Genomic DNA, 24343 nt, shown 5'->3' with positions numbered 1-24343 from the left:
TTGACACTTATTTCAGTTAAAACGCTCGATGCACCTCATCGGGCGTTTTGTATTTTAGGCTTAAATGCGGCCTACTTTCATTATAAAGTGTGATTGATTCTTTCACCATTTTCTTCGCCTCCTGTAAATTCATCGGCTTTTCTAATACTTCAAAATTCCGTTAACTCTTTCTGCTAACGCATTCTGATAGCAATCATAACCATCTGTCATTGAGCAACGAATACCGTATTTATTATGTATTGCTTGATACATTGCCGAACAGTATTGGATACCTCTATCAGAGTGATGAACAAGCCCCCTTACATCTCCTGCGCACTTAATTGCTTTCTTTAAGGCAATCACAACATCACATGTTTTAAGACTACTATGCACATAATGGCCTACTATTTTTCGTGAGAACATATCGGTAATCAAACTAAGATAGGCCTGCCCTTCTCGTACCGGTAAGTAGGTAATATCGGCCACCCATACTTGCTTTGGCTTATTCACAACAACCTGATCTTTACTTGCTTTGATTAAGTTGGGATGACACCAAAAGCGATGATTGCTTTGGGTGGTTTTATGATATGCCCGACGACATGGCACTAGCAGTCGTGCTTCTCTCATTAACTGAAACAGCTTGTCTCGACCTATCGCATTAGATAACGCTTTGTTCTGCTTCATAAAATAAAGAAGCTTACGCCCACCCATTCTGGGGTGTTGCATTCGCTTAGTTCGAATAAAACGAATGATCTCTTCATTGCGTTGCTCCTTTTCTAAGGCACAACGACACTGTTTATAATAGGCTTGTCTGCTTATGTTCAAAAACACACATGACTGAGTCACGGTTAATGCTTTGATCTTTTTTTCTTGGATAACATCTCTTGCTGCTTTTTTGGCAAGCTGACACCATAATCACGTTTCATAACGGTGACGACAGCCTCAAAGAACTCAGCTTTCAATTGTGTTTCAGCCAGTTTTTGTTCGAGTTCTTTAATGCGTTGCTCGGGTGTTTGTTCTGTTTTTTGATCTTTCATATGACTACCTTTTAGAAAAAAAGGGGGAGTCCCTAAAGACCAATCTAGCTTGCCATGCTTACGAAGCCAAACTAAAACAGTAGAGCAACCTTGAATGCCGTACTTATCTTGAGCTTGTTTATAAGTTAATTCGCCTTTTTCTACCTGATCGACAATCGATAATTTAAAAGCGAGTGAATAGTCGCGCTGAGTACGCTTAGATGTTGATTGCATAACACTCTCCAAATGATTAATTGGAAGTGACAACCTTATTCAGGACGGGACAAGTAGATTAAAAAAGCCAAGACCTAGGTCTTGGCTTTTTTTTGCGAAAATTAATTCACATCAATCACGCTGCGTCTTTCTCTACCCTATTCAGACACTAAGGCTCACTAAAGATAGCCACAACGGCTATCCAGCCAAGAAACAACACAAAATGTAGCTTTTTACTTAACTCCATATAACGCCAATACTTATTCGTTAATTGATGCGTGACGCATATATTTTTGTATTCTTGCAACTGCTCTTTCTGCTTAACAGGACTAAAGTACTCCTGATAATCAGCATCATACTCTTTTAATGTCGGCACAATAATTTTTTTACGTATATAAATCACACGTCCTATTGCTGCGGCAAATAAGAGCTAATAAGCAAAGATGATAACTTCAGTATTCATAAGATAGGGCTTTTAGACCACGCCCTTCGGGTCTTTCAGAAAAATCATCTCATAGACAGAAAATTACAAGCGAATAATCAAATTCAAAATATTCACAAAAGGTGCTTAATACTTTCATATCTTGATTTAAAACCACTATATGAAATCGAGATTTGGGATAAGGATTATGATTGCATACCAATTAAGGCCTAGTTTCACTAAAATGAAGCCATTATTGATGAGCCGTGAAGGCTCTAAGCTAGGAGATAAAAATGCAATATAATGTTTATTTATCCGGTGAGATTCACTCGGATTGGCGTGATCAGATTAAAAAAGGCATCGCTGAAAAAAACCTTCCTGTTACCATTTTTGCCCCTAACTGCCATCATGAATCAAGTGACGAAGTAGGCTCTGTGATTTTAGGCGAAGAAGATAAAGCCTTCTGGAAAGACCATAAAGCCGTCAAAATTAATGCTATCCGCATTAATAATATGATCAAACAGTCAGATATTGTTGTGGTACGTTTTGGTGATAAGTACAAACAATGGAATGCGGCATTTGATGCAGGCACAGCCGTTGCATTGGGTAAGTCTCTCATTACCATGCACTCTCCAGAGCTAACACACCCACTAAAAGAAGTGGATGCACAAGCGCTAGCGGTAACAGAAACACCAGAGCAAGTTGTCAGCATCTTAGAGTACATTTGCCAGCCTTCATAGGCTGATAGGCAATACTCATCCATAAAAAAAGGAAGCTTGGCTTCCTTTTTTTATGCTAGTTATCTACTAACTAGATTCTGACTAATGGTGGAGTCGTAAGGCTTTAATTACTTAGACTGTATTAGGCTTGGTTAACAAGCTTCCTTACCTCCAGGTAATAATTTAATGTCAGCTCTTTTTTAAAGCTAACACTTTGTATGTCCTTTATGTTCTCTCGCTATTTTTAGCGCTTTATGTGATAAAGCAATTCTTTAAGCCATTTGGCTAAATAATAATGTTAGGTAAATTGTAAATTCAAATCAGGGTTAGCTGGTAAAACAGGATAACGGCTGGATATCGCCACACGATTCCAAGTGTTAATAACAATACTAAGCCATTCTATTGCGGCAATTTGTGCTTTTGTTAATACCTTGGTGGCGGCTTTATACACAGTATCAGGTACTTGGCCCTGAGAAATTAATGTAATGGACTCTAGTAACTCTAAGGCTGCCTTTTCTTTATTATCAAAATATAGGGACTCCCGCCAGGCGGAGACTAAACTAATACGTTCAATAGGTTCGCCACTATCTGAGGCATCTTTACTGTGCAATCGAATACAGAAAGCACATTGATTGATTTGTGAAGCGCGCAGCTTTAATAGATGGCTAAAGCCTTCATCTATTCCAGCATCTTCAATGAACTGAGTTGCGATACAATCGAGCTGCACCACAGACTTATACATAACAGGACTTGCTTTACCTAAATTGACTCGATCTTCCATTTTCTACCTCAACATATTCTTCAGTTAAATAAATGAATACGAAACCATATAAAGTTAGTACTTTTTACGTTAATTTACATAATCAAATATTTAAAAAAATTCAGTTAGCAGAAAAATACGTTACCACCAGCCCATTTGGGTATCAACTAACTAGCAGAAATTGAGCCCGCTGCGAGGAGAACGCACCCACTAGATGTAAAATTATAGTCAAAATAACGAAAGTATTTAGCAAACTATTTATCACTATTACTCTGAGTAATTAAACAGGCCTCTCAATGCCTACTTTTACGACCATTTGACAAAACTGATAACTGATTCAGTTTTAGTGTTGCAATTTATTCACTGAGCCAAAAAGCTAAGACAAAATGCATAAAAATATCCCATGAAATTTTAAATTTTTCTATTACATCTTATTATTCATATCTTGTTAAAACAGTAGAATGAGATTCGTTTACACCACTTTATAGCGCTAATATTGTGAATTAAACACGGATAACTACCTGCCTTTTATTTGATTAAACCTATGCTTTGGTTCAATTTGCTAGGAAAGTTGATCCCCCTTGTTATTGCCTAAGTCTCGAAAAAATCACTATATTCCCATTCTTTGATCTAAGACAATCCCTGAGATCTAAGCAGGGAAATTTGTAATGAAGGCAGTTCTAAATGAAACAACTCATACACCCAAGCACCTTATTTCGTCATTTGATTAACCTCTACCCTCCTTATCTTTTTACTGGGATTAAAGTTTCTTCGATCAGCCGAGACTTCCAGCATTTACAAGTGGATATGCCACTTCGTTGGTACAATAGAAACTATGTCGGTACGCATTTCGGCGGTAGCCTATTCGCCATGACTGATCCTTGGTTTATGCTGATGTTAATGCAAATATTGGGGAGGGATTATCTCGTTTGGGACAGCAAAGCCGAAATAGATTTTATCAAACCAGGCAAAGGTAAGGTCTCTTGTCGCTTTCATATTAGCCAAACCATGCTAGATCAAATAAAACAAAATACGGAGACAGGTGCTAAGTATTTACCTGAATATGAAGTGCATATTCGAGATGAATCAGGAGAGCTAATCGCTAAAGTCAAAAAGGAAATCTACATTCGTAAAAAACCAAAAAAATAAGCAGGAAAAGTTGTTTTTGCCTAATCGCTCTCTTTAAAAGGTACATTACACTCAACTCAAAAACGTCGTTTTTAGATAAATCAATATTAAAAGTGTCGTTTTTTAGCCATTTAAAATAGAAACTATCTTATTAAAGCCTATAGCATGAAACCCTATTCGAACCGACTATATTAAAATAAATGACTGTTATTTAAGACAAATTCAACAGCTGTTACTAGTAGGTTTCAGGCTACAATAGGGTATTTGAATTTTTTGATAAAGAGAGATCAATGTACACCATTAAAGCTCGTGACCTATCTGTTCAATTCGATAATGATTTCATATTAAACACTGTAAACTGGACGATTGAGCCAGAACAACATTGGGTTATCACGGGAAGCAACGGAGCAGGAAAGTCTGCACTGGCAGCCAGCTTATGCGGCTATGGGGATATTAGTTCAGGTGAACTCTCTGGCTTACCTGAAAAAGTCGCAATAGTCTCATTTGAAGCACAAGCAGAACTGATTACAGCAGAGCTAAAAAAGGATGACGCAGACATTATGGATGTTGTCGCCTTAGGTACTCCAGTAAGAGAGATACTAGAAGGTGAACAAGCTAAGCCGACTAATCCAGGGTTAGTTGAACGCCTTGTAAGTGAATTCAAACTTGAGTATCTACTTGATCGCGCTTTTCGCAAACTCTCTACAGGTGAAAGCCGTAAGGTAATGCTGATCAGAGCATTAGCAAGCGAACCCGAGTTACTTGTTTTAGATGAACCTTTTGATGGCTTAGACGCAGATACATTAGATATGCTGCAAAGCTATCTAGAGCAGATTAAAGATCAGATTCAAATTATCATGGTACTCAATCGTTTTGACGAGTTTCCAGCCTTTACAAGCCATGTGGCTTACGTCGAAAATGGGCAACTTACTCATCAAGTAAGTACCCAAGATAAAGAAGCCTATGCCGACCTTTATCAGCTAATGCATTTAAAAACGACAGATCTTAGTATCCCACCAGCAAGCAGCGCGTCACTATTAGAAAACTTAGACCCAACAGAGCCCCTTGTTGACCTTAATAAAATTCAAGTGAAATATGCTGACACCACCATTCTTGATGGTATTGATTGGCGTATAAAACAACAGGAACACTGGCAATTAAGCGGCCCTAACGGCAGTGGTAAAACAGCTCTTTTATCCCTCATTACAGGTGACCACCCACAATGTTATGTAAATGATATTTTTGTATTTGGTTTTAAGCGAGGCAACGGCGAAAGTATTTGGCAGATCAAACAATATATAGGCTATGTCTCGACTGCGTTACAGTGGGAATATAGAGTAGGGACAAGTCTAAGAAATGTGATTATTTCAGGCTTTTACGACAGCATTGGTTTGTACAATAAAAGCAGTGATGTAGAAAAAGACATTGCCAACCAATGGTTAGCCCTATTAGGAATGAGCCACAAAGCAGATCAGCCTTTCAACCAACTGTCCTACGGTGACCAAAGGCTTATCTTAATTGCTCGTGCCATGGTAAAACACCCACCACTATTGATTCTTGATGAACCTTGCCTTGGCTTAGATGATATCAATAGACAACTTGTATTAGCTCTCATTGAGAAGATTTGTGCTGGTAGCGAAACCACTGTTATTTACGTTAACCACCATGCTGAAGATAAGATCAAAGGCATCAACAGACACCTTAAATTAGATAAAAAGCAAAGCTAGTCTCTTAGGAAGGTACGATTATCTTGTACCTTCCTTCTTTCACTCCAGTAGCCATAAGACACGATAACTCTTATCTTGCCGATAACTTTATTGTCAACTTTTGCGACAAAGGGGTAACTATAAAAGAAATCACCATGGCTAATGGCCAAGCAAAAGCAAACGCTTTAAGCCAGCTAAATATAAATACCTCAGTCCAGCCAATATTGAACCAGGTCACCCAGAAGCTCATTAATAGTGACAGTTGAAAAGACATAATAAGGGTAAAAATCAAGCGCTCTTTCATTGTTGTTTCCTAACAATTCAAACAGGCTTAAAGTATATTTATTTGCATTATTGTTTTATATAGACAAAATTAGAACAACAAATTGCACATATGAAATCATAAACAAACCTGAGTGATTTATGTACGACGACCTCAACCTCTTTATCCAAATTGTTCAACACCAAGGTTTAGCAAAAGCCGCGATAAAACTAAACATGTCTGCCGCCACTATCACGAGACGCCTACAAAAACTTGAGCAGACCCTCAGTACCCAATTAGTTCATCGTTCAGCAAGACAGTTTATCTTAACGCCTGAAGGACAAAACTATTATCAAACCTATGCACCTTTATTCGAGCAATTAGAAGCCTCTAAAAATGCGCTCGACATGGAAAGCCAAGAAACATGCGGCAGCTTAAAAGTCTTCACTCCCACCAATATTTCATTGGGCTTTTTACAACCTATGTGGTCAGGCTTTATCAAACAATATCCAGACATTCGATTAGAGCTTCAACTCAATAATCAAAGAGAAGACCTTCTAGCAGCTAAAGCAGATATTGCTCTTCGCATCGGCCCACAAAGTGACTCTCAGCTTTATCAAAAAAAGCTAGGAAGTCTGTCCACTTTATTCGTGGCAGCACCAAGCTACATAGAGCAAAAAGGTGAACCAAAAACGCTAGAGGAGCTTGAGTGGCATACTTTACTAGCGACCCATACCTTACCTAACTGGCAACTCAACCAAATGAGCACAGGAAAAAGCTGTGTATATCACCCAAAAATATCCACACTGACAAATGACATCAGCCTAATTACCCAATTTGTATGCGACGGACTAGGGGTTTCACTCTTACCTATTAATGAAGCAAGAAATCATCTTGCCTCAGGGCGTCTGGTACACATTTTAAAAGACTGGAAAGGCCCAGAAAGAGAACTCTTTGCCGTCTGGTCTACGGGTCGCTTGCTTAATCCAAGAGCCAAGCGTTTAAAAGAATATATGCAAGATTATATTAAGCTGAAACTCAGCGAACTGTCCTTAGAACAATAGAGCAAATACTTTTACCTAAGGAGGGAAGAGAAACTATTCTCAGCCCTCTTAGCTTGTTATGATGCGCCAACAATTATCATGGGAAGTTAGAGTGCAGACGCTAAAGCAATTAAAAAATGGTGAACTTAAGGGTACAGTTCGCTTAAACCTGAGTGAGAACCTTAGCCAATTTCCAGCTGAAATTTTTGACCTAGCTGATAGCCTCGAAGTACTGGATCTATCCAACAATCAACTAAGTGAATTACCCCAAGATCTCAATAGATTGAAGAAGCTAAAGATTCTATTTTGTTCAAATAATGAATTTACTTGTCTTCCTCCCATGCTATCTCTTTGTCAAAATCTTGAGATGATAGGCTTTAAATCGAATAAGATTACCCAAGTACCAGCAAGCTCATTACCATTACAAACTCGCTGGTTAATTTTGACTGATAATAAAATCGCAGAATTGCCAGAGAAGTTAGGTCAACTTAATAATCTAGAAAAGCTTGCTTTATCCGGAAACCAGCTAACTTATATACCTCAATCTATTTCTAATTGTCATAAATTAGGACTAATTCGTTTATCAGCTAATGCATTAACATCCTTTCCAGATGCCCTACTTGATTTACCAAAACTTGCTTGGCTAGCTTTTGCAGGTAATCCTTTTTGTGAGACCTCTGCCATTGAAGACAGAATTAAAATACTTAAAAGAGACACATTTAGTTTCTATGAAGTTTTAGGCAAAGGAGCCTCTGGTGTTATCTATAGAGCCACCAACTCTAGTGAGAACCATCTTCCAAATGAAGTAGCCATTAAGGTGTTTAAAGGTGAAGTGACCAGTGATGGTTACCCAGAAGACGAATTGGATGCCTGCCTATCAACAGGATTGCATCCTAACCTTGTAAAACCCTTAGCTCAAATTAAAGAAGCTGACTGCTCCGCCCTTGTGATGGAGCTCATTCCAACGGACTATATAAATTTAGGTCAGCCACCTAGCCTTGAAACCTGCACTCGTGACACATTTACTCAGGGTCAAAGCTTTAGTATCAAACAGATTGAACACATAGTACAGCAGCTAGAAAGTTTAGTGGATCATCTAATTGAATACAAAGTCAGCCATGGTGACCTGTATGCTCACAATGTACTTATCAACCATCAAGGCGATATTTTATTTGGTGACTTCGGCGCTGCATCAAAATATCAGATGCTTGAGGGCTATCAGCAATCTGGTATCCAAGCGATAGAAAGGCGCGCGTTAAACTACTTTATTGACGACATGTTAAGCCTATGCCAACCAGAGGATCGCCAAAGCCAAGCTTATCATCAGTTAAAAAGCAAACTGTCCCTTATCACAGAGTAAACCTTCCTAGCTTTAATCTTAATCGTTACTCACCAAGATGCTCTTTTGGCCTTTAAATGATTCATATAGGGCCATATGAGCCACTCTGGAAAAACAATCTGTACGGGTATCGTAAGCTTTCATCCATTCAATCAAAAAGTTTAGATTGTCATCTTGGGCTTGTTTTGACTCATATTTATGGGGCTCCCAGGGCCTATTTTTAGCGTTTTCAATACACTCGTTTAAAGGCAAGTTCAAAAAGAAAGCTTGATTAGCTTCATGACTAATTAAAGCTAATAAGTCACTGTAGCAACCTTCAATTACCCACTCATCATGTTGCTTTATAAAAGTATCTATCATACCTTTGGATTCATCGAGAGGGCGTCTTTGAGGTGTTTCTCCTCCCTCTTGCCAAGCTAATGTATCCAAATCTAAATGGGCTAACTTATCAATCACACTTAACTTTTTTGCCAAAGTTGACTTACCCGATGAAGAATTGCCAAACACTATAATTTTTTTCATTAGTCACGCCTTCAAGTAAAACTTCTGTAAACATAAAAGCAAGCTCAAATGCTATCCCTTAATATAACCTTAAGCTTGCGCCTTTAAGATGTTGAGAATTTCAGAACTGTCTTGGTAAATTAACTATGTTTATTGCTATATGCATCCTTATCACAACTTGCTTAATCATACCTGGTTTAGGTGTGATGCAAAGCTATTCTGGCGTGCCCATGGATGCGGCTTTCAGTCAATACTTAGGAATCGTTGCCTTATTAGGTATGTCCTACTGCTATATTTTAGCCACTCGCTTTAAACTCGTAGAAAGCCTTTTTGGTGGCTTAGACAAGTCTTATGTCTTTCATAAGTGGTTAGGTCTTGGCTCACTCGCTGTCATTTTTTTACATGATCAGATAGACGCTGAAATTAAAAGTCTAGGCTCTCCTAGCATGGGAGAGTTGGCTGAAGACTTAGGCGGACTGGGATTTGATGGTTTACAGGTTTTACTTTTAATCACAGTCATTACACTCATTCCTTATGCACTTTGGAAGTTTACCCATAAGTTTATTGGCGTTCTCTTTGTCTTATCTGTTTTACATTTTGCTTGGATGCCAAAACCTTTTGATCTCACTTCACCTTTGGGGCTTTACGTCCTTAGTATATGTGGTTTAGGGATCTTATCTTACCTTTATACTCTCTCTTCAGGTTTTGCTAGAGCATCAAAGAGCCACAACCCATTAAAGGGCACTCGCCAATACAAAGTCATCAGTAAAGACCTTACAGGAGATATTGTTAGCTTTGAGTTAGCGCCAATACAAAAAGGCATTCGTCATCAAGCGGGTCAATTCTCTTTTATTTCATTTGATCACGCGAAACTAAAGGAAATCCACCCATTTACGATTAGCAAAGCACCTAACCAAGAGGGCAACTTAAGATTCAGTATTAAGGCTTTGGGTGATTACACAAAAGCGCTTCCTAAGCATTTAGAAATCGGTATAACAGCTAATGTCAGTAAAGCTTACGGCCATTTTGGTAAGAAGCTAGGTAAACGTAATGAGGTATGGATTGCAGCAGGCATAGGTATCACACCGTTTGTCGCTATGGCTCAAGCTTTATCAGAACAAAAAGAAAGCAGTGATAAAGAGACTCATCTTTTCTACTGTGTTCAAAGTAAACAGCAAGCGATTCATCTAGAAGAATTAGAGAAAATTGCAGCTAGATGTTCACGTTTTCATGTGCACCTTTGTGAGTCATCACTAGGCAAACGTATTAGCCTTAACTTAATTAAAGAAAGTATTGGTTTCGAGCTTAAGAAAGCGTCCATTTCTTTCTGTGGTCCAAGCAAGCTAAGAAAAACCTTACAAGATTGGTTTAAAAGCGAGTCTGTACCTAGTCGCAACTTCCATTATGAAGTATTCGAAATTCGCTCTGGTATAGGGTTAAATCCTATCGTCAGCTGGATCTTAAAAGTTTTGCTTGCTCGTTTTCCAAAAATTAAACAAGTTTGGGCTAGGCTACCTTTTACTCAACAATAGTTTTCAGATCAATAACAACCTCTTCTGTTAATACTCCCTTCAGTTATTAACAGAGCATCAGCCAAAGCAAAGCCTGCTTTGGCTGATTTTTTATTACAGCGATACCATAACACCTAACAGAGTAAAGCAGTCCGCACTGTCTCATTGAACTAGGTTAACAACTTAACGCCAACTATTTAGTTTCTTATGAATATCTTTTTTAGATGTTTTACAGAGCAGCTGTATCTGTTCAAAGCTCAAATCGAATATACCATAGCGCTCACCGATACTTTCAAGCATAGCTAGCCAAACTTTGGCAGTCATTTGGGCATCATATAAAGCTCGGTGGAAATTACCTTCAACGGGGATATTGGCAAAATCCACCAAGCTTCCCAGCTTATGGTTAGGTGCATCTTGAAAAATCCGTCTGGCTAACAATAAGGAGCAGGCAAATTCCCCCTGATAATTTAGCGACAATCGCGCAAGTTCTGCGTCTAGAAAACGACGATCAAATGAGGCGTTATGAGCAATGAGGTTATCCTTGCCAATAAAGTCTGCGAAATCACGCATAACCTCGGCACAAGGTGCTGCTTCAGACAAAAGCCCATTACTGATTCCAGTATAGTCTTCAATAAAACGACTCACCCTGAAACCTGGGTTCATCAGTGCTTGAAATTCAGCAACGGGCTGACCAGCTTCTAGCTTTACTGCACCAATTTCAATGGCCCTATCACCTTGATCTGGTGATAATCCTGTGGTTTCAAAATCAAGAATAACAAGTGTATCTGCGCGCATTTAACCCTCATAAGCTAGCCGTTCAGACTCGCTACTTTAAAACCACTAGCCTAACAGACTCAACTAAACAAAGGTCAAACTATCTTGGTGTTTCAAACCTGCTTAAGAAAAGAAGTAGTTACAAATGCGTCGATACATAGAAATTGATTCGGGCGGATTAGAACCCGATTTTGGGATATTATGGCCTTTACCAATTTGAGCATACATGAGTTTACTCACGGCACTCATTGCTGCTACTTCCGCTTTGGTTATCGTTAAAGAGCGTCCTTGGTTTTTTACCAGTCTGGCAATCATAATACGCATTGTGATTAGGTACTGCCGTGTCATAGGCGCCTTAGTACCAACGAACTTAAACCAGTCATCATTCATTTTATTCATGACTGGCTTTAGTACATCAGGATTATTAACGGTAAAGCCTGAGCCATTCACCGTGCCTTTTGGCGCAGCTCGCATTAAATCGTAAATCAAATGTTCCTTGGCCTTAGCGACTAACATACCTTTGGTATTAAGCTGAAGCTCCCCAATTATGCCGTTATCCATTGGCAAGAAGAACTTAATATCTTGGTAACCAGACTTAAGTGCGCCAGAATTATGTGGATCACTTTCATCCCCACTAGAAGAAGTTCCATAACGGTTCTTTAGAGATTTGGCATATTGACGAATTTTTTTAAATTCATCACTGCCTTCTACCTTTTGACGGGCCATATTCATATCAAATTCATTATCAAATTCGACCGTCATTCTAGCGATATCTTTTAGGTCGCCAAAGTCAGACTCTCTTTCTCGATTGGTAATTTTATCAAGCGCGCCATTAAAGCTTTTAAGACCCTGGAATGCGCCAGGAGGGCAAGAGATGCGGCCATGAAACTCAGCAGCCAAATCCTTTGAAAGGGAGACTAGTTGGGCTTGAGCCAGTTTCATTCGCTCAAACTGCATGAAAAGAGATTTCATTTTGAACTTAGTATTGGCAACATGGCGCCTATCACGGCTAGTAAGCGCATAACCTTCTTTTAAGCGTTTACGAGTTTCCTCTGGCACATAGTTCTCAATGGCACTTGGATCCGTCAACATAATGAGAATTTTTCGATCTGCTTCAATATCGACGTGGGGACCAAAAAGCGACAACCATCTGGCACAGACGCTATTGTCATGGCCACGAATTTTTTCTTGCAGCATTTTCACCGCAGCAGCATAAGCATCTTGGTTCAGCAAAGGGTAGCCTTGGCTAAGATGAGTACTTAAATCTAAACGCTTCATTACTTTGCCGTGACTTTTACGCGCAGCCACCTCTATCTCATCTAATCTCAGAGACTGCTTAATCAATTCCTCAGGAGACTTTTTCTTCAAATAAGCCCTTTGCCCTGAGTACTTTTTTCGCATGGAGGCATTCAGTTTTTGCTGTAGCGCGTCCTCTTTTTGCGAGGCCAATACACTACTAGTAATCGTCATAATTGGCTGCCCTTATTACTCGCAGTTACCTGCTATCCTTGAATTAAATCTGACTCAATTTGGCTAAGTTTCATTTATTCAGCACTAAGCTAACCATTAGAAATGCTTGATAAACTTGCCCATTTTCATTGTATTAGAAGTTTATGGATTAAATGTGCAGTTAACCAAAGAAGCAGAAGTTTAACTAGGGGATTTTGTAACAAGAGATGCATGCTGACACGAAAAGAAACAGAGAAGCTCACCACATTTAGGGTGAGCGACAATCTAACTTATGAGAAGAAATAACGAGATACCTTACTAAAGGTTGATCCTGATTGAGGAATACTCGTTCCAAGTTTAACGCCCTCTCCTTTACCTATCTGTGTATACATAAGACGACTAATAACGTTCATAGCCTCCACTTCTTGTTTTAATACAGTAAAACTTCCTTTTACTGGCCTTTTGGCCATGCGAGCCATCATCGCCTTCATGGTATAAAGTTTAGTGAGTGTCTTTGGCGCTCTTTGACCAACGAATACAAACCACTCATCATTCAACTTATGCACTAGGTGATCGAGTAAATCTTCTTTATTATTCAGCGTAAAACCCGCGCCCTTCTCTGTCCCCTTAGGGGCTGCACGTGTTAGGTCATAAATAAGATGCTCTTTTTCTTTCGCTATCAACATACCTTTAGTGTTCAGCTGAAGTTCGCCAATAATACCGTTACTCAATTTAAGGAAAAATTTGATATCTTGATAACCTGATTTCAACGCTTTGCTATTATGAACCGAACCTTTCTCCGAAGTGCCATACCTGTTTTTTAGGGCTTTGGCATAACCTTTTATTTGCTCAAACTCTTTTCCATCTTCTAAATATGCTCTGGCCAAGTTCATCGCATGCTCATCTTCAAACTCAACCGTCATTCGAGCAACATCTTTTAAATCTCCAAAATCTGATGACCTCTCCCTATTGGTTATTTTATCTAACGCACCACTAAAGCTTTTTAAACCATGGAAGGCACCTGGTGGCGTGGATAGCTTGCCATTGAACAAAGAGGAAACCTCTTTGCATAAAGTCAGTAACTCAGATTGAGCCACTTTCATCCTTTCAAACTGCATGAATAAAATTTTCAGTTTATATTTTGTATTAGCAACATCACTCTTGTCTTTGAATTTCAAACTTGAATCTTTAACTGTCTTTTCTGTTCCCTTTTTATCTTTAATGACACTCTCACCAGACCACCCTCTTTTCTCCCGTTGAAGAGTCCCCTCAGAAACATATTTTTGATACGCGTTTGGGTCAGTTAATAGCTGTAGAATTTTTCTATCGGCTTCGATATCAACATAGGGACCAAACATGGTTAAAAACTTCTTACAAATACTGCCATCATGACTAGCGATTTTTTCTTGCAGAAGATTTACCGCATTTGTATAAGCTTCTCTATTTAATAATGGGTACCCCTGAGTGAGGTATTTATCCTGACTAAGTCGCTCAATGACTTTTCTCTTTTTAGATGCCACATCACTATTTAAAGAGTCAATAATTTGTGGAATCGACATTTCAGGAACAATCGTCGGTGCAATACGCTGGGTACTTGGTGCTTTTAAACCTGCTTTTGCAGATGCTAACTCTGATATTGTTGGCATATTAATCTCCTTTTAAAAGGCAGCGGGTACTCAATAAGGCCTTTCATTTGAGTTAACTACCCCATAAAAATTCGTTGATAGATAAGGCTATTGGCCCACTATAAAATCAATTTGTGCACTTTATGTGCAATCTATCGAATATAAAAAGAGAATAATTATTCATTTATTAGATAACGATTAAATTTACCTACCAAAAAAATAAGAACTACTAAAAATAGCTAAAGAGTAAAGCTGCACTAAAAAAAAGCACAAAATCCGCTCCATCCAAACACCTTACTTAAAATGCACCAAAAAAGCGCCATAAACCTAACATATTCAATCAAGGCACTCTTGATGCGACCAATCTAGTGCACAGAACACAGATGATTGCTAAGAAAGATACAAAAATTTCAAGGTTTATAGATATTGGAATATTAATTGCTACTAACAGTCTATCTAATGACTTTCTTCTGCAAGGACTGTTGTAACTTAATGAGCCTAACTCTGATAAATACAAACAATAATAAGCGTCAAAACAGTATGGTTAAAACGGATAGCAAGACTAGCCAGTGGCATGCTTTTCTTGATCTTACATTAGCCTCTACCCTACGAGGTGTGGTTTTAAAATCTTGCGCTCATCAAGGCCCTCTTTATGTACAAAAACCTTTTTATCCAGAAGGAAAAGATCTCGCTCACCTTTATATACTGCACCCGCCTGGTGGGTTAGTGTCTGGCGATACGCTAAACTTTAGCTGCCATCAAGAAGCAAATGCTCACTTGCTTTTAACAACACCTGGCGCAGGGCGAGTTTATCGAGCCAGACAAGATAAAAGTTTACAGTCTCAAAATAACCTCTTTCATGTTGGTGAAAGTGCCAGTCTAGAATGGCTACCACAAGAAACGATTCTCTACCCTGATGCCAATACCAAACTAATGACGCAAGTTGACCTTGCTAAAAATGCTCACTTTATCGGTTGGGAAGTCACTTGCTTTGGTCTCCCCGCAAGCGACCAAACCTTTACGAGTGGGCAAGTCAGCCAAACATTCGAAATTCGCCAACAGGGTCAAATCAAGTTTCGAGAAAAAAACCTAATCAACAAAAATTCATTTCATTTATTAAGCCAACAAGCAGGCTTTAATCAACAAAGCGTCAATGCACTTATGGTGGCAGGCCCTTGCATTAACGAGCCAAACAAACCACAAGAAACAAACACTTTAGATAGGGTGATTAATGCATTACAGCAGGACTGCGAACACTTAAATCAAGCACAGACCCATGCGATGGCAAGTGTCAGTTTAACCGGTGAGTTTTTACTGATTCGCTACCTTGGCGACTCCTCAGAACAAGCTAAACAGCTTTTCTTAAGCTGCTGGCAAAAAATACGCCCTTTTTTGCTAAACAGAGATGCCTGCATTCCTCGCATTTGGGCTACTTAATAAGGATAACAAGATGGAATTACTCCCTAGAGAAAAAGATAAATTATTAGTCTTTACCGCTGCCTTACTGGCAGAGCGCAGGCTTAACCGTGGTTTAAAACTCAATTACCCAGAAGCTATGGCCTATATCACGATGGAGATCATAGAAGGTGCAAGGGATGGACAAACCGTGGCTCAACTCATGAGCTTTGGCAAAACCCTGTTAACAGCTGAACAGGTGATGGATGGGGTAATAGAGCTTATCCCTGAAGTACAGGTAGAAGCCACGTTTCCTGATGGCACCAAGTTAGTCACAGTACATAACCCGATTAATTAACGGCGTTCTTAACTGCATTTAAAGGAGGACACATGATTCCAGGTGAGATTAAAGTCGGTCAAGACAAGATCATCTTAAATGAAGGCCGTAAGAAAATAAAAATCACAGTACAAAACACAGGCGATAGGCCAGTTCAAATTGGCTCACACTATCATTTCTATGAAGTTAACCCTGCCCTATCTTTTAACCGCGAAGCAACAAAAGGCTATCGCTTAAATATTGCATCAGGCACGGCGGTAAGGTTTGAGCCTAGCCAAGCACGAAGTGTTGAGTTGGTTGAGTATGCAGGCAGTAAAACCATCTATGGCTTTCGTGGCGAAATAATGGGCCCTCTGGAAGCCACAGCAGTTACTGAGCAAACAGACGACTATAGCAGTGATTATGAAGCCAGTATGGACAGGGAAAGTTATGCGCAGATGTTTGGCCCAACCACAGGCGATCAAGTTCGTTTAGCCAATACCGATATTTGGATTCAAGTGGAGAACGACCTGACCACCTATGGGGATGAAGTTAAGTTTGGCGGTGGTAAAGTCATTCGAGATGGTATGGGACAAAGTCAGGTTATCCGTGAGCAAAGTGTTGATCTTGTCATTACCAATGCGCTCATTCTGGATTATTGGGGAATCGTCAAAGCCGATGTTGGCATCAAAGATGGCCGTGTGTATAAAGTCGGAAAAGCAGGTAACCCAGACATCCAAGACAATGTCACTATCAATATAGGCCCAGGAACAGAAGTCATCGCTGGTGAAGGCTCTATTTTAACGGCTGGCGGTATAGATGCACATATCCACTTTATCTGTCCACAGCAGATCGAAGAAGCTCTCACCTCTGGCGTTACGACCATGATAGGTGGCGGCACAGGGCCAGCGACAGGGACTAATGCAACTACTGTAACACCAGGTGCTTGGAACATGCATAAGATGTTACAAGCAACTGATAACATGCCAATGAATTTAGGCTTTTTGGGAAAAGGAAACGCCAGCCTCCCCGATGCATTGGAAGAACAATTAAAAGCAGGGGCTTGCGGCCTGAAACTTCATGAAGATTGGGGCACGACTCCCGCTTCTATCGACAACTGTTTAACCATTGCTGACAAATATGATGTACAAGTCGCCATTCATACAGACACTTTAAACGAGTCAGGTTTTGTTGACTCAACTTTGGGCGCTTTTAAAAACAGAGTCATTCACACTTATCACACAGAAGGAGCTGGAGGCGGCCACGCACCTGATATTATTCAAGCCTGCGCCCATGCCAATGTATTACCCTCCTCTACCAATCCAACACGCCCCTATACGCATAACACGGTTGATGAGCATTTAGACATGCTGATGGTTTGCCACCATCTCGACTCAAGTATTGCTGAAGACGTGGCTTTTGCTGACTCTCGCATTCGTAAAGAAACCATAGCAGCAGAAGACATCCTGCATGATAGAGGCGCATTCAGTATGATCTCCTCAGACTCCCAAGCAATGGGACGAGTAGGTGAAGTCGTCACACGAACCTGGCAAACCGCTCATAAAATGAAACAGCAGTTTGGTTTCTTAAAAGAAGACACTGAGCTTGGCGCTGATAATTACAGAGCTAGACGCTATATTGCAAAATACACAATAAACCCTGCCATTACCCATGGTATCGCCCATGAAGTAGGCTCAATCGAAGCCGGAAAGTTAGCAGATCTAGTACTTTGGAAACCCGCATTTTTTGGTATAAAGCCCTCACTTATAATCAAAGGCGGCATGATAGCAAATGCCCCAATGGGCGATCCTAATGCCTCTATTCCAACACCTCAACCTGTGCATTATCGCCCTATGTTCGGCTCTTTTGGTAAAGCCAGTGCTAAGACATCACTTACCTTTGTCTCACAAGCTGCACTCGATAATGGCATTCAAGAAGAGCTGCAATTAGAGCGTACCTTGGTGGCTTGTAAAAACACTCGCGACCTTTCTAAGAAAGACATGATATTAAACGATTGGTTGCCAAACATTAGCGTGGATTCACAAACCTATGAAGTAAAAGCAGATACTGAGCTGCTTACCTGCGAACCTGCCAAAGAGCTGCCATTGGCTCAACTTTATTGCCTATTTTAAGGAGCTAAACATGCTAGAAATTTATCAAAGACTAGGCACTCATTGCCACCAGCCACTTCATACCCAAGTTGAGCTAAGCCATGAACAAAGAACAAAGGGCCGCCTCAAACTATTCGGTAAAAATGGCGAAGAAGTTCGCATCTTTTTAGAAAGAGGCAAAACCTTAGAAGTTGGCGAATACTTAAAATCTGAATGCGGCAAATACGTCCAAGTACAAGGCATGATAGAAGAAGTTTGTCAGGCTAGGTGTGATGATTGGCATACCTTTAGTAAAGCCTGTTATCACTTAGGTAACCGTCACGTCAAAATAGAAATTGGTGAGCTTTGGTTACGTATTAGCCCAGATCATGTACTAGAAGAAATGCTACAAAATCTTGGTCTTGAGATAAGCCGCAAAAATGTCATTTTTGTGCCTGAGTCCGGAGCGTATAAAGATGCTCACCACGGACACTAGCCTACTAAGATTGCTGCAATTAAGCAGTGCTAGCTTGCCTGTTGGTGGCTATTCCTTTTCTCAAGGAATGGAGTTTGCAATTGACCTTGGTCTGGTTCAAAACCAAGAACAAGTACATGACTGGATAAAGACACAGTTAGAACAAAGTGTTAGCCAGCTAGACCTGGCTATCTTGTGTCACGCAATCAAGGCCTGCAAAGCAGAAGACTGGCACGCTCTCCTTGATTTAAACCAACTTGCTCTGGCCTGTCGTGAAAGTAAGGAATTAAGGCTGACTGATACAGCAATGGGAGAGGCATTAGGGCGCTTACTGACCAATTTAGAAATAAGCTCCCCATTTAAAAAAGGAGACGAGGTAAGCTTTGTGAGTTTATTTGCTCTGGCCTGCGTTAATTGGCAAATAGATTATCAACTCGCCGCACTTGGTTTTAGCTGGTCATGGTTAGAAAACCAAGTCGCTGCTGCCACCAAGTTGGTGCCTTTAGGACAAACCCAAGCACAGATTTTATTAGGTCAATTGCAAGCCTATATTCCCGCAGCGATTAATCATGCGCAAACACTTGCTACGCAAGATATAGGAGCAGGCTTACCTATGCTTGCCATTTTAAGCGCTCGCCATGAGCAACAATATTCGAGGCTATTTAGATCCTAAATCAGCCAACTAACACATTTAAAAGGAAAGGCTATGTCTGCAACAAAAAAACAATGTTTAAGAATTGGCGTAGGTGGTCCTGTAGGGTCAGGTAAGACTGCTCTACTTAGATCTTTATGTAGTGCTTTAAGAGAGCATTATGATCTCGCCGTGGTAACCAATGATATTTACACCCAAGAAGATGCTAAATTCCTAACTCATCATGAAGCATTATCCGCCGACAGAATCATAGGCGTTGAAACAGGTGGCTGTCCTCATACAGCCATACGTGAAGATGCCTCTATGAATCTTGCTGCAATTGATACCTTGATGGAACGTCATGGCGAGCTTGATCTTGTTTTTGTCGAAAGTGGCGGAGACAATCTTAGCGCCACATTTAGCCCAGAACTGTCTGATCTCACTATTTATGTGATCGATGTATCGGCGGGCGATAAAATCCCTCGTAAAGGCGGCCCAGGTATCACCAAATCCGATCTATTAATCATTAATAAAACGGATCTCGCTCCTCTAGTAGGTGCGTCGCTGGATGTAATGGATACTGATGCGAGAAGAATGCGTGGAGATAAACCCTTCATCTTTGCCAACTTGAAAAAAGCCGAAGGTTTAGACGATATAATTCAACTCATCATTCAGCTAGGCATGTTAGAATCCAAAACCATTCCCGCTGCTAAGGCTGTGGTCTAATTAAACACTTTATTATGGAGAATTCCCCAATGAGAAAGAGTCACTTTCTTGTGATTGCTGCATTAGCCAGCATAACATCTGGCGCTTTTGCACACTCAGGCCATGAGGCTAGCATGCCTTTTATGTCAGGTTTCCTTCACCCTATGATGGGATTTGATCATCTAATTGCCATGTTTGCAGTTGGCCTTTGGGGTGCGCGTTTAGGTGGTAAAGCTATTTTTGCCGCGCCGTTTGCCTTTGTTGGGACTATGATTATTGGCTTTGGCTTAGCCATCGCTGGCATGAGTATTCCTTATATTGAACAAGGTATCATTGCCTCTGTTATCTTTTTAGGATTAGTACTGGCCTTTTCTGCTCGCCTACCTTTGGTATTTAGTAGTGGTTTAGTGGCTGTATTTGCTTTTTTCCATGGCGCCGCTCACGGAATGGAACTGCCTGCTGATGCCCACGCAACAGGCTTTGCCATGGGGTTCGCAGCTGCTTCAATCTTCTTCCACCTAATTGGTGTGGCATTTAATAAAGCAATTGAGCCTCTTAACCAAAAGCTTGTCTCTCGTATGACAGGTAGCCTGATTGCGCTATCTGGTGTTTTTCTTGCTGTTGGTGCATAAGACCTAAGCGAAAAACCAGAAAATCCTCCATAAATCCATAATAATGCTAAGTTAATAGGCATTATTATGGATTTTTTTTAGCTAAACTAATGTCTTCATTATCCTCATGGATAAACGGAAAGATCTAGGGAAGGCTAAACTCTAATAATCCGTTCAAACAAGTGAATAGATAAACGACTAATAAGATAGTCAATCATGCCTTCCCCAGATACTTATATTGAAATTTGATCCTGTTAGGGCGCTATATGCATCGCAAAGTCGAAAGCTCCATATTAATTGTTGATGATGTTTCTTCTGTAAGACAGTTTTTAAAACAGTCACTGCATCATCTAGGCACTTATGAAATTCACGATGCAGCCAATGCTAAACAAGCACTTCGCACCATGACCTACTTAAGGCCAGATATTATTTTTCTGGATATCGACTTGCCTGACCAACAAGGCACGACACTTATCCCTAAATTCTTACAGCTTTCACCCAGCACAACGATAGTCATGTTTTCTGCTAACAATACGGTTGAGAACATTGTTAAAGCGAAGAAACTAGGCGCTAAAGCCTTCTTAGTGAAGCCTTTTACCTTGAATAAAATTGACTTTATTTTAAAAAAATATGGCAGGAAGTAATTCTTATGGCGAGCAAGATTCTTGAGATTTTAGACAAGTGTGAAAGACGTTTAAGTAAGAAGGCAAAGCGCGCTGAGATAGCGCTTAAAATAAGTGGACAAGAAGTTTTTGACTTGTGTGAAACCTCTCAAGGTGATGACTGGCAAAGACTCTTTATCGCTATTATTCAAATTCATCTAGAGAACTATTCAACCTCAGCAAGCACACTCCAGTTTCAAGCAATCGACTCACTTAATGCGAGCCTTAGCATAGAAAACTTATCCGACGTTATCTGGCAAGGCGAAAGCATGGAGAAGTTAACACAAAGCAGCGCTACCATTGATGCAATAACAATCACAAAGAGCGAAACAAGCCTTGAACTCTCCTTTCAATTAGGCAGCCTATCCGAAATAAAAAACCACAAACTTATATTGTGTGCTGACGACAACCCAGATAACCGTCAAATTATGCAGTTATTATTAGAAAAAATGGGACACAAGGTCTGTACCGCTGAAAACGGCGAATTGGCATTACAAGCAACGCTAGAGCAAGAGTTCGATTTAATTTTCCTTGATATTCAAATGCCTGTTATGGATGGGATAGAGGCATTAGAGTTAATACGCTCCACAGCTTGTGAAACACCTATCATAGCTTTTACGGCTCAAGTTTTTGATCACGAAGTAAGCCATTTATTAGAACTAGGCTTTAATGCTTGGTTAGCTAAACCAATAGATAGGAGCAAACTAGACGAGATATTAGCGCAATATCTTGATTTTCAAAGCCATACTGAAAACATTGAAATTGATTCAGCTGAATTAGATGCTTTAACTCACACCTACCAACAAAGCCTACAGCAATATATCGACGATATAGATGCAACAATAAAGACTCAAGACACCTCACAATTAGCACGCCTAGCCCATGCACTAAAAGGTAGCGGTGGTAACTTTGGTTTCCACGATATTACCCAAACGGCAGGGCAATTAGAGCAAGCTTGCTATGCAACGCCTTACGTAATTCCAACAGAGCTGACAGAAGCGTTAACCAAACTCCTCAAAAAGTACAAAATTTGATCAAAAGTTTCTTAAAATACCGAATATAACGTCACTTTCTCTACAAATGCACAAAAACTGAGCACTATCCTCTAGATAGATGTTGCTTATTAGAGCGTGTTTTTGAAATAATCGCCGTCCTGCACATAAAGCCCCCCATAAAGGGTGCTAAAAACAGCGTGTCATGTGGGAATGTCACACCTTGATTTTAGCTTTAGCTGATTTGCTGCAACCTTAAAAACTCATATATAAAAATGAGATAACTGATAATAAGTTGAGATAACTATGCAAGAAAAACAATCTATACACGGCACATGGGCGAGCCGTTGGATCTTTATTTTGGCGGCAACAGGTTCTGCTGTTGGCCTAGGTAATATCTGGAAATTCCCTTACATCACTGGTGAGAATGGCGGTGGCGCATTCGTACTTATGTACCTAGTATGTATTCTTCTCGTGGGCGTGCCTATCATGATGGCGGAAGTCTTTATCGGCCGCCGTGCACGTAAAAGCCCAATCAATGCGATCACTGAACTCGCTAAAGAAGCAAACAAGTCTACTAACTGGTCTATTCTTGGCCTAATGGGAATGCTAGCGGGTGTGATGATTTTCTCATTCTACTCTGTTGTAGCGGGTTGGGTACTTCATTATATCGCCCTAATGGGAAGCGGTGAATTTGTAGGTGCAAGCTCTGACAAAGCCGGAGAGATCTTTAACGGTTTACTAGGCGATCCTAAAACCATGCTACTTTGGCACACAGTGTTTGCCATTATGACAGTTGTGGTTGTTATCGGTGGTGTAAATAAGGGTCTAGAGCGTGCTACACGTATCTTGATGCCAGCTCTGTTTGTATTGCTTATTATCTTGCTTGGTTACTCTGCAACGACTGATGGTTTCGCTGAAGGCTTTGACTTCATGTTCCATTTCGATGCAAGTGAACTATCTTGGGATGCGGTACTAATTGCTCTTGGCCACTCTTTCTTCACCTTATCACTAGGTATGGGTACCATAATGGCATACGGTGCTTATATGCCGAAAAAAGCCTCTATCGGTAATACAGTAATCACCATTGCTGTACTTGATACTGTTGTTGCTTTGATTGCTGGCCTAGCTATTTTCCCAATCATCTTTGCCAACAATATGGACCCAGGTGCAGGCCCAGGATTGATGTTTGTTAGTTTACCCGTTGCCTTCGGTCAGATGCCTGGTGGTCAAATATTTGGCTTCATGTTCTTCTTACTAGTCGGTGTAGCAGCTTGGACATCAGCTATCTCTCTACTTGAGCCAACAGTTGCTTACCTAGTAGAAAAACTAAAATGGTCTCGTGTTAAAGCATCAATTATTCTTGGTGTAATCGTTTGGGCAATTGGTATTTCTTGCCTACTAGCCTTTAACGAATGGTCTGAGTTCAAACTGTTCGGTAAGAACATGTTCGATCTTCTTGATTATGCAACAGCTAACATCATGCTACCGTTAGGTGGTATTTTGACTGCGCTATTTGCAGGTTGGGTTGTATCTAAGAAAGTCAGCCTTGAAGAAACAGCTATCTCTGAAAGCCTTCATACAGTATGGTTGTTTACAGTACGTTTCGTAGCGCCTATTGCAGTAAGTATCGTATTTGTTTTAAACCTTAAATAAATACCTACTACGCATTTTAAAGCCCCAAGCTTGTATAAGCTTGGGGCTTTTTTGTTTTTAAAGTTAACCCATGTTTATAGTGTAAATAAGGTCTTATTTCATGGCATAGCTTTCGTAACTTTGTATTAACACATCCACTAAGCCGTTTAAAAACCTAAAGCCTTCTTGCCTGGTTTCTTGTTCAGATTGTTTTAATTCCATTATCACTTACTCCTGCCCCTGCCTGTGATAATTAATACTAGTAGACAAAACCCTATATAGATAATGGATTTTCTTAATCAGCCTAATAGCCAAGGGAAGCAGCGATTAAGTTATCTCTTCTTAGTCTGCTCTTTTAAGGGAGTTGCGATTAAGTCTTCCCGCC

23 protein-coding genes and 1 pseudogene are annotated in these 24343 nt (G+C 40.1%); 16 read left to right on the top strand and 8 right to left on the bottom strand.

All coding sequences use genetic code 11. The features are described 5' to 3' along the window. Positions 1-16 precede the first annotated feature (16 nt). Positions 17-1229 (bottom strand): annotated as a pseudogene (locus OA91_RS23995) (IS3 family transposase). A 148-nt stretch (positions 1230-1377) separates the two neighbouring features. Further along, on the bottom strand, positions 1378-1584 hold the full coding sequence (locus tag OA91_RS05200; protein ID WP_157203757.1) for a hypothetical protein: 207 nt from the start codon (positions 1582-1584) through the stop codon (positions 1378-1380). 338 nt (positions 1585-1922) lie between these two features. Between OA91_RS05200 and OA91_RS05195 the strand changes: the two genes are divergently transcribed. Continuing rightward, positions 1923-2369 carry a YtoQ family protein gene (locus OA91_RS05195; protein WP_063336615.1) on the top strand — a complete coding sequence of 149 codons (447 nt, stop codon included), beginning with the start codon at positions 1923-1925 and terminating at the stop codon, positions 2367-2369. 277 nt (positions 2370-2646) lie between these two features. Here OA91_RS05195 and OA91_RS05190 read toward each other — a convergent pair whose 3' ends face one another. Next, entirely contained in the window at positions 2647-3129 is a 483-nt protein-coding gene (locus tag OA91_RS05190; RefSeq protein WP_046017626.1) for a carboxymuconolactone decarboxylase family protein, read from the bottom strand. Between the two features lie 663 nt (positions 3130-3792). Between OA91_RS05190 and OA91_RS05185 the strand changes: the two genes are divergently transcribed. Both OA91_RS05185 and modF read left to right on the top strand, forming a co-directional pair. Beyond that, the gene (locus OA91_RS05185) at positions 3793-4257 is read left to right on the top strand and encodes a DUF4442 domain-containing protein (protein WP_063336614.1); all 465 of its coding nucleotides are present in this window, start codon (positions 3793-3795) and stop codon (positions 4255-4257) included. 269 nt (positions 4258-4526) lie between these two features. Next, positions 4527-5963 (top strand): molybdate ABC transporter ATP-binding protein ModF, encoded by a 1437-nt coding sequence (gene modF, locus OA91_RS05180; RefSeq protein ID WP_063336613.1) that lies wholly within the window; start codon positions 4527-4529, stop codon positions 5961-5963. Positions 5964-6033: 70 nt separating this feature from the next. Here the strand turns inward: modF and OA91_RS05175 are convergent, their stop codons facing one another. After that, positions 6034-6246 (bottom strand): DUF2798 domain-containing protein, encoded by a 213-nt coding sequence (locus OA91_RS05175; protein ID WP_063336612.1) that lies wholly within the window; start codon positions 6244-6246, stop codon positions 6034-6036. Positions 6247-6365: 119 nt separating this feature from the next. Here OA91_RS05175 and OA91_RS05170 point away from each other — a divergent pair, with 119 nt between their 5' ends. Beyond that, positions 6366-7268, top strand: coding sequence for a LysR family transcriptional regulator (locus OA91_RS05170; protein ID WP_063336611.1), 903 nt, complete (start codon positions 6366-6368; stop codon positions 7266-7268). Between the two features lie 91 nt (positions 7269-7359). Next, a complete protein-coding gene (locus tag OA91_RS05165; RefSeq protein WP_063336887.1) occupies positions 7360-8607 on the top strand; it encodes a leucine-rich repeat-containing protein kinase family protein in 1248 nt (415 codons plus the stop codon). An 18-nt stretch (positions 8608-8625) separates the two neighbouring features. On the opposite strand, the gene OA91_RS05160 is transcribed toward OA91_RS05165, so the two are convergent. Then, positions 8626-9108, bottom strand: coding sequence for an AAA family ATPase (locus tag OA91_RS05160; RefSeq protein WP_063336610.1), 483 nt, complete (start codon positions 9106-9108; stop codon positions 8626-8628). A 125-nt stretch (positions 9109-9233) separates the two neighbouring features. Here OA91_RS05160 and OA91_RS05155 point away from each other — a divergent pair, with 125 nt between their 5' ends. Next, positions 9234-10619, top strand: coding sequence for a ferredoxin reductase family protein (locus OA91_RS05155; RefSeq protein WP_063336609.1), 1386 nt, complete (start codon positions 9234-9236; stop codon positions 10617-10619). A gap of 162 nt (positions 10620-10781) precedes the next feature. Here OA91_RS05155 and OA91_RS05150 read toward each other — a convergent pair whose 3' ends face one another. The 3 genes from OA91_RS05150 to OA91_RS05140 form a co-directional block, all read right to left on the bottom strand. Further along, positions 10782-11393 (bottom strand): 3'-5' exonuclease, encoded by a 612-nt coding sequence (locus tag OA91_RS05150; protein WP_046017632.1) that lies wholly within the window; start codon positions 11391-11393, stop codon positions 10782-10784. A gap of 102 nt (positions 11394-11495) precedes the next feature. Continuing rightward, positions 11496-12842 carry a hypothetical protein gene (locus OA91_RS05145; RefSeq protein WP_052702182.1) on the bottom strand — a complete coding sequence of 449 codons (1347 nt, stop codon included), beginning with the start codon at positions 12840-12842 and terminating at the stop codon, positions 11496-11498. A 269-nt stretch (positions 12843-13111) separates the two neighbouring features. After that, complete coding sequence (locus OA91_RS05140; RefSeq protein WP_063336608.1) at positions 13112-14467, bottom strand: hypothetical protein; 1356 nt, start codon at positions 14465-14467, stop codon at positions 13112-13114. Between the two features lie 471 nt (positions 14468-14938). Here OA91_RS05140 and OA91_RS05135 point away from each other — a divergent pair, with 471 nt between their 5' ends. From OA91_RS05135 to OA91_RS05090, 10 genes are all read left to right on the top strand, one after another. Further along, positions 14939-15883, top strand: a complete 945-nt coding sequence (locus tag OA91_RS05135; RefSeq protein ID WP_063336607.1) for an urease accessory protein UreD — start codon at positions 14939-14941, stop codon at positions 15881-15883. A gap of 13 nt (positions 15884-15896) precedes the next feature. Continuing rightward, on the top strand, positions 15897-16199 hold the full coding sequence (locus OA91_RS05130) for an urease subunit gamma (protein ID WP_046017634.1): 303 nt from the start codon (positions 15897-15899) through the stop codon (positions 16197-16199). Between the two features lie 32 nt (positions 16200-16231). Then, positions 16232-18289 carry an urease subunit alpha gene (gene ureC, locus OA91_RS05125; protein WP_063336606.1) on the top strand — a complete coding sequence of 686 codons (2058 nt, stop codon included), beginning with the start codon at positions 16232-16234 and terminating at the stop codon, positions 18287-18289. A 10-nt stretch (positions 18290-18299) separates the two neighbouring features. Beyond that, positions 18300-18743 (top strand): urease accessory protein UreE, encoded by a 444-nt coding sequence (gene ureE, locus OA91_RS05120; protein ID WP_063336605.1) that lies wholly within the window; start codon positions 18300-18302, stop codon positions 18741-18743. Then, positions 18724-19395, top strand: a complete 672-nt coding sequence (locus tag OA91_RS05115; RefSeq protein ID WP_331709765.1) for an urease accessory protein UreF — start codon at positions 18724-18726, stop codon at positions 19393-19395. Before ureE ends, OA91_RS05115 begins: the two co-directional genes overlap by 20 nt. Positions 19396-19428: 33 nt before the next feature. Beyond that, positions 19429-20079 carry an urease accessory protein UreG gene (ureG, locus tag OA91_RS05110; RefSeq protein ID WP_046017637.1) on the top strand — a complete coding sequence of 217 codons (651 nt, stop codon included), beginning with the start codon at positions 19429-19431 and terminating at the stop codon, positions 20077-20079. A 29-nt stretch (positions 20080-20108) separates the two neighbouring features. Further along, positions 20109-20690: a HupE/UreJ family protein gene (locus tag OA91_RS05105; RefSeq protein WP_063336603.1), complete on the top strand. Its 582-nt coding sequence runs from the start codon at positions 20109-20111 to the stop codon at positions 20688-20690. Between the two features lie 245 nt (positions 20691-20935). Continuing rightward, the gene (locus tag OA91_RS05100; RefSeq protein ID WP_046017639.1) at positions 20936-21313 is read left to right on the top strand and encodes a response regulator; all 378 of its coding nucleotides are present in this window, start codon (positions 20936-20938) and stop codon (positions 21311-21313) included. Positions 21314-21318: 5 nt separating this feature from the next. Beyond that, a complete protein-coding gene (locus OA91_RS05095) occupies positions 21319-22365 on the top strand; it encodes an Hpt domain-containing response regulator (protein WP_063336602.1) in 1047 nt (348 codons plus the stop codon). A 264-nt stretch (positions 22366-22629) separates the two neighbouring features. Continuing rightward, positions 22630-23979: a sodium-dependent transporter gene (locus tag OA91_RS05090; protein WP_063336601.1), complete on the top strand. Its 1350-nt coding sequence runs from the start codon at positions 22630-22632 to the stop codon at positions 23977-23979. Positions 23980-24343: the final 364 nt, after the last annotated feature.

It is taken from the genome of Marinomonas sp. SBI8L, assembly GCF_001624705.1.
Lineage (GTDB): Bacteria > Pseudomonadota > Gammaproteobacteria > Pseudomonadales > Marinomonadaceae > Marinomonas.
Note: the sequence above shows the minus strand (reverse complement) of the source record. Positions and strands in the feature narration are given on the sequence as shown.

What these genes read in the sequence shown, in the direction of transcription:
- OA91_RS05195 (WP_063336615.1), top strand. Translation starts at nt 1,923, where the DNA reads ATGCAATATAATGTTTATTTATCCGGTGAGATTCACTCGGATTGGCGT.
- OA91_RS05190 (WP_046017626.1), bottom strand. Translation starts at nt 3,129, where the DNA reads ATGGAAGATCGAGTCAATTTAGGTAAAGCAAGTCCTGTTATGTATAAG.
- OA91_RS05185 (WP_063336614.1), top strand. Translation starts at nt 3,793, where the DNA reads ATGAAACAACTCATACACCCAAGCACCTTATTTCGTCATTTGATTAAC.
- modF (WP_063336613.1), top strand. Translation starts at nt 4,527, where the DNA reads ATGTACACCATTAAAGCTCGTGACCTATCTGTTCAATTCGATAATGAT.
- OA91_RS05175 (WP_063336612.1), bottom strand. Translation starts at nt 6,246, where the DNA reads ATGAAAGAGCGCTTGATTTTTACCCTTATTATGTCTTTTCAACTGTCA.
- OA91_RS05170 (WP_063336611.1), top strand. Translation starts at nt 6,366, where the DNA reads ATGTACGACGACCTCAACCTCTTTATCCAAATTGTTCAACACCAAGGT.
- OA91_RS05160 (WP_063336610.1), bottom strand. Translation starts at nt 9,108, where the DNA reads ATGAAAAAAATTATAGTGTTTGGCAATTCTTCATCGGGTAAGTCAACT.
- OA91_RS05155 (WP_063336609.1), top strand. Translation starts at nt 9,234, where the DNA reads ATGTTTATTGCTATATGCATCCTTATCACAACTTGCTTAATCATACCT.
- OA91_RS05150 (WP_046017632.1), bottom strand. Translation starts at nt 11,393, where the DNA reads ATGCGCGCAGATACACTTGTTATTCTTGATTTTGAAACCACAGGATTA.
- OA91_RS05145 (WP_052702182.1), bottom strand. Translation starts at nt 12,842, where the DNA reads ATGACGATTACTAGTAGTGTATTGGCCTCGCAAAAAGAGGACGCGCTA.
- OA91_RS05140 (WP_063336608.1), bottom strand. Translation starts at nt 14,467, where the DNA reads ATGCCAACAATATCAGAGTTAGCATCTGCAAAAGCAGGTTTAAAAGCA.
- OA91_RS05135 (WP_063336607.1), top strand. Translation starts at nt 14,939, where the DNA reads ATGAGCCTAACTCTGATAAATACAAACAATAATAAGCGTCAAAACAGT.
- OA91_RS05130 (WP_046017634.1), top strand. Translation starts at nt 15,897, where the DNA reads ATGGAATTACTCCCTAGAGAAAAAGATAAATTATTAGTCTTTACCGCT.
- ureC (WP_063336606.1), top strand. Translation starts at nt 16,232, where the DNA reads ATGATTCCAGGTGAGATTAAAGTCGGTCAAGACAAGATCATCTTAAAT.
- ureE (WP_063336605.1), top strand. Translation starts at nt 18,300, where the DNA reads ATGCTAGAAATTTATCAAAGACTAGGCACTCATTGCCACCAGCCACTT.
- OA91_RS05115 (WP_331709765.1), top strand. Translation starts at nt 18,724, where the DNA reads ATGCTCACCACGGACACTAGCCTACTAAGATTGCTGCAATTAAGCAGT.
- ureG (WP_046017637.1), top strand. Translation starts at nt 19,429, where the DNA reads ATGTCTGCAACAAAAAAACAATGTTTAAGAATTGGCGTAGGTGGTCCT.
- OA91_RS05105 (WP_063336603.1), top strand. Translation starts at nt 20,109, where the DNA reads ATGAGAAAGAGTCACTTTCTTGTGATTGCTGCATTAGCCAGCATAACA.
- OA91_RS05100 (WP_046017639.1), top strand. Translation starts at nt 20,936, where the DNA reads ATGCATCGCAAAGTCGAAAGCTCCATATTAATTGTTGATGATGTTTCT.
- OA91_RS05095 (WP_063336602.1), top strand. Translation starts at nt 21,319, where the DNA reads ATGGCGAGCAAGATTCTTGAGATTTTAGACAAGTGTGAAAGACGTTTA.
- OA91_RS05090 (WP_063336601.1), top strand. Translation starts at nt 22,630, where the DNA reads ATGCAAGAAAAACAATCTATACACGGCACATGGGCGAGCCGTTGGATC.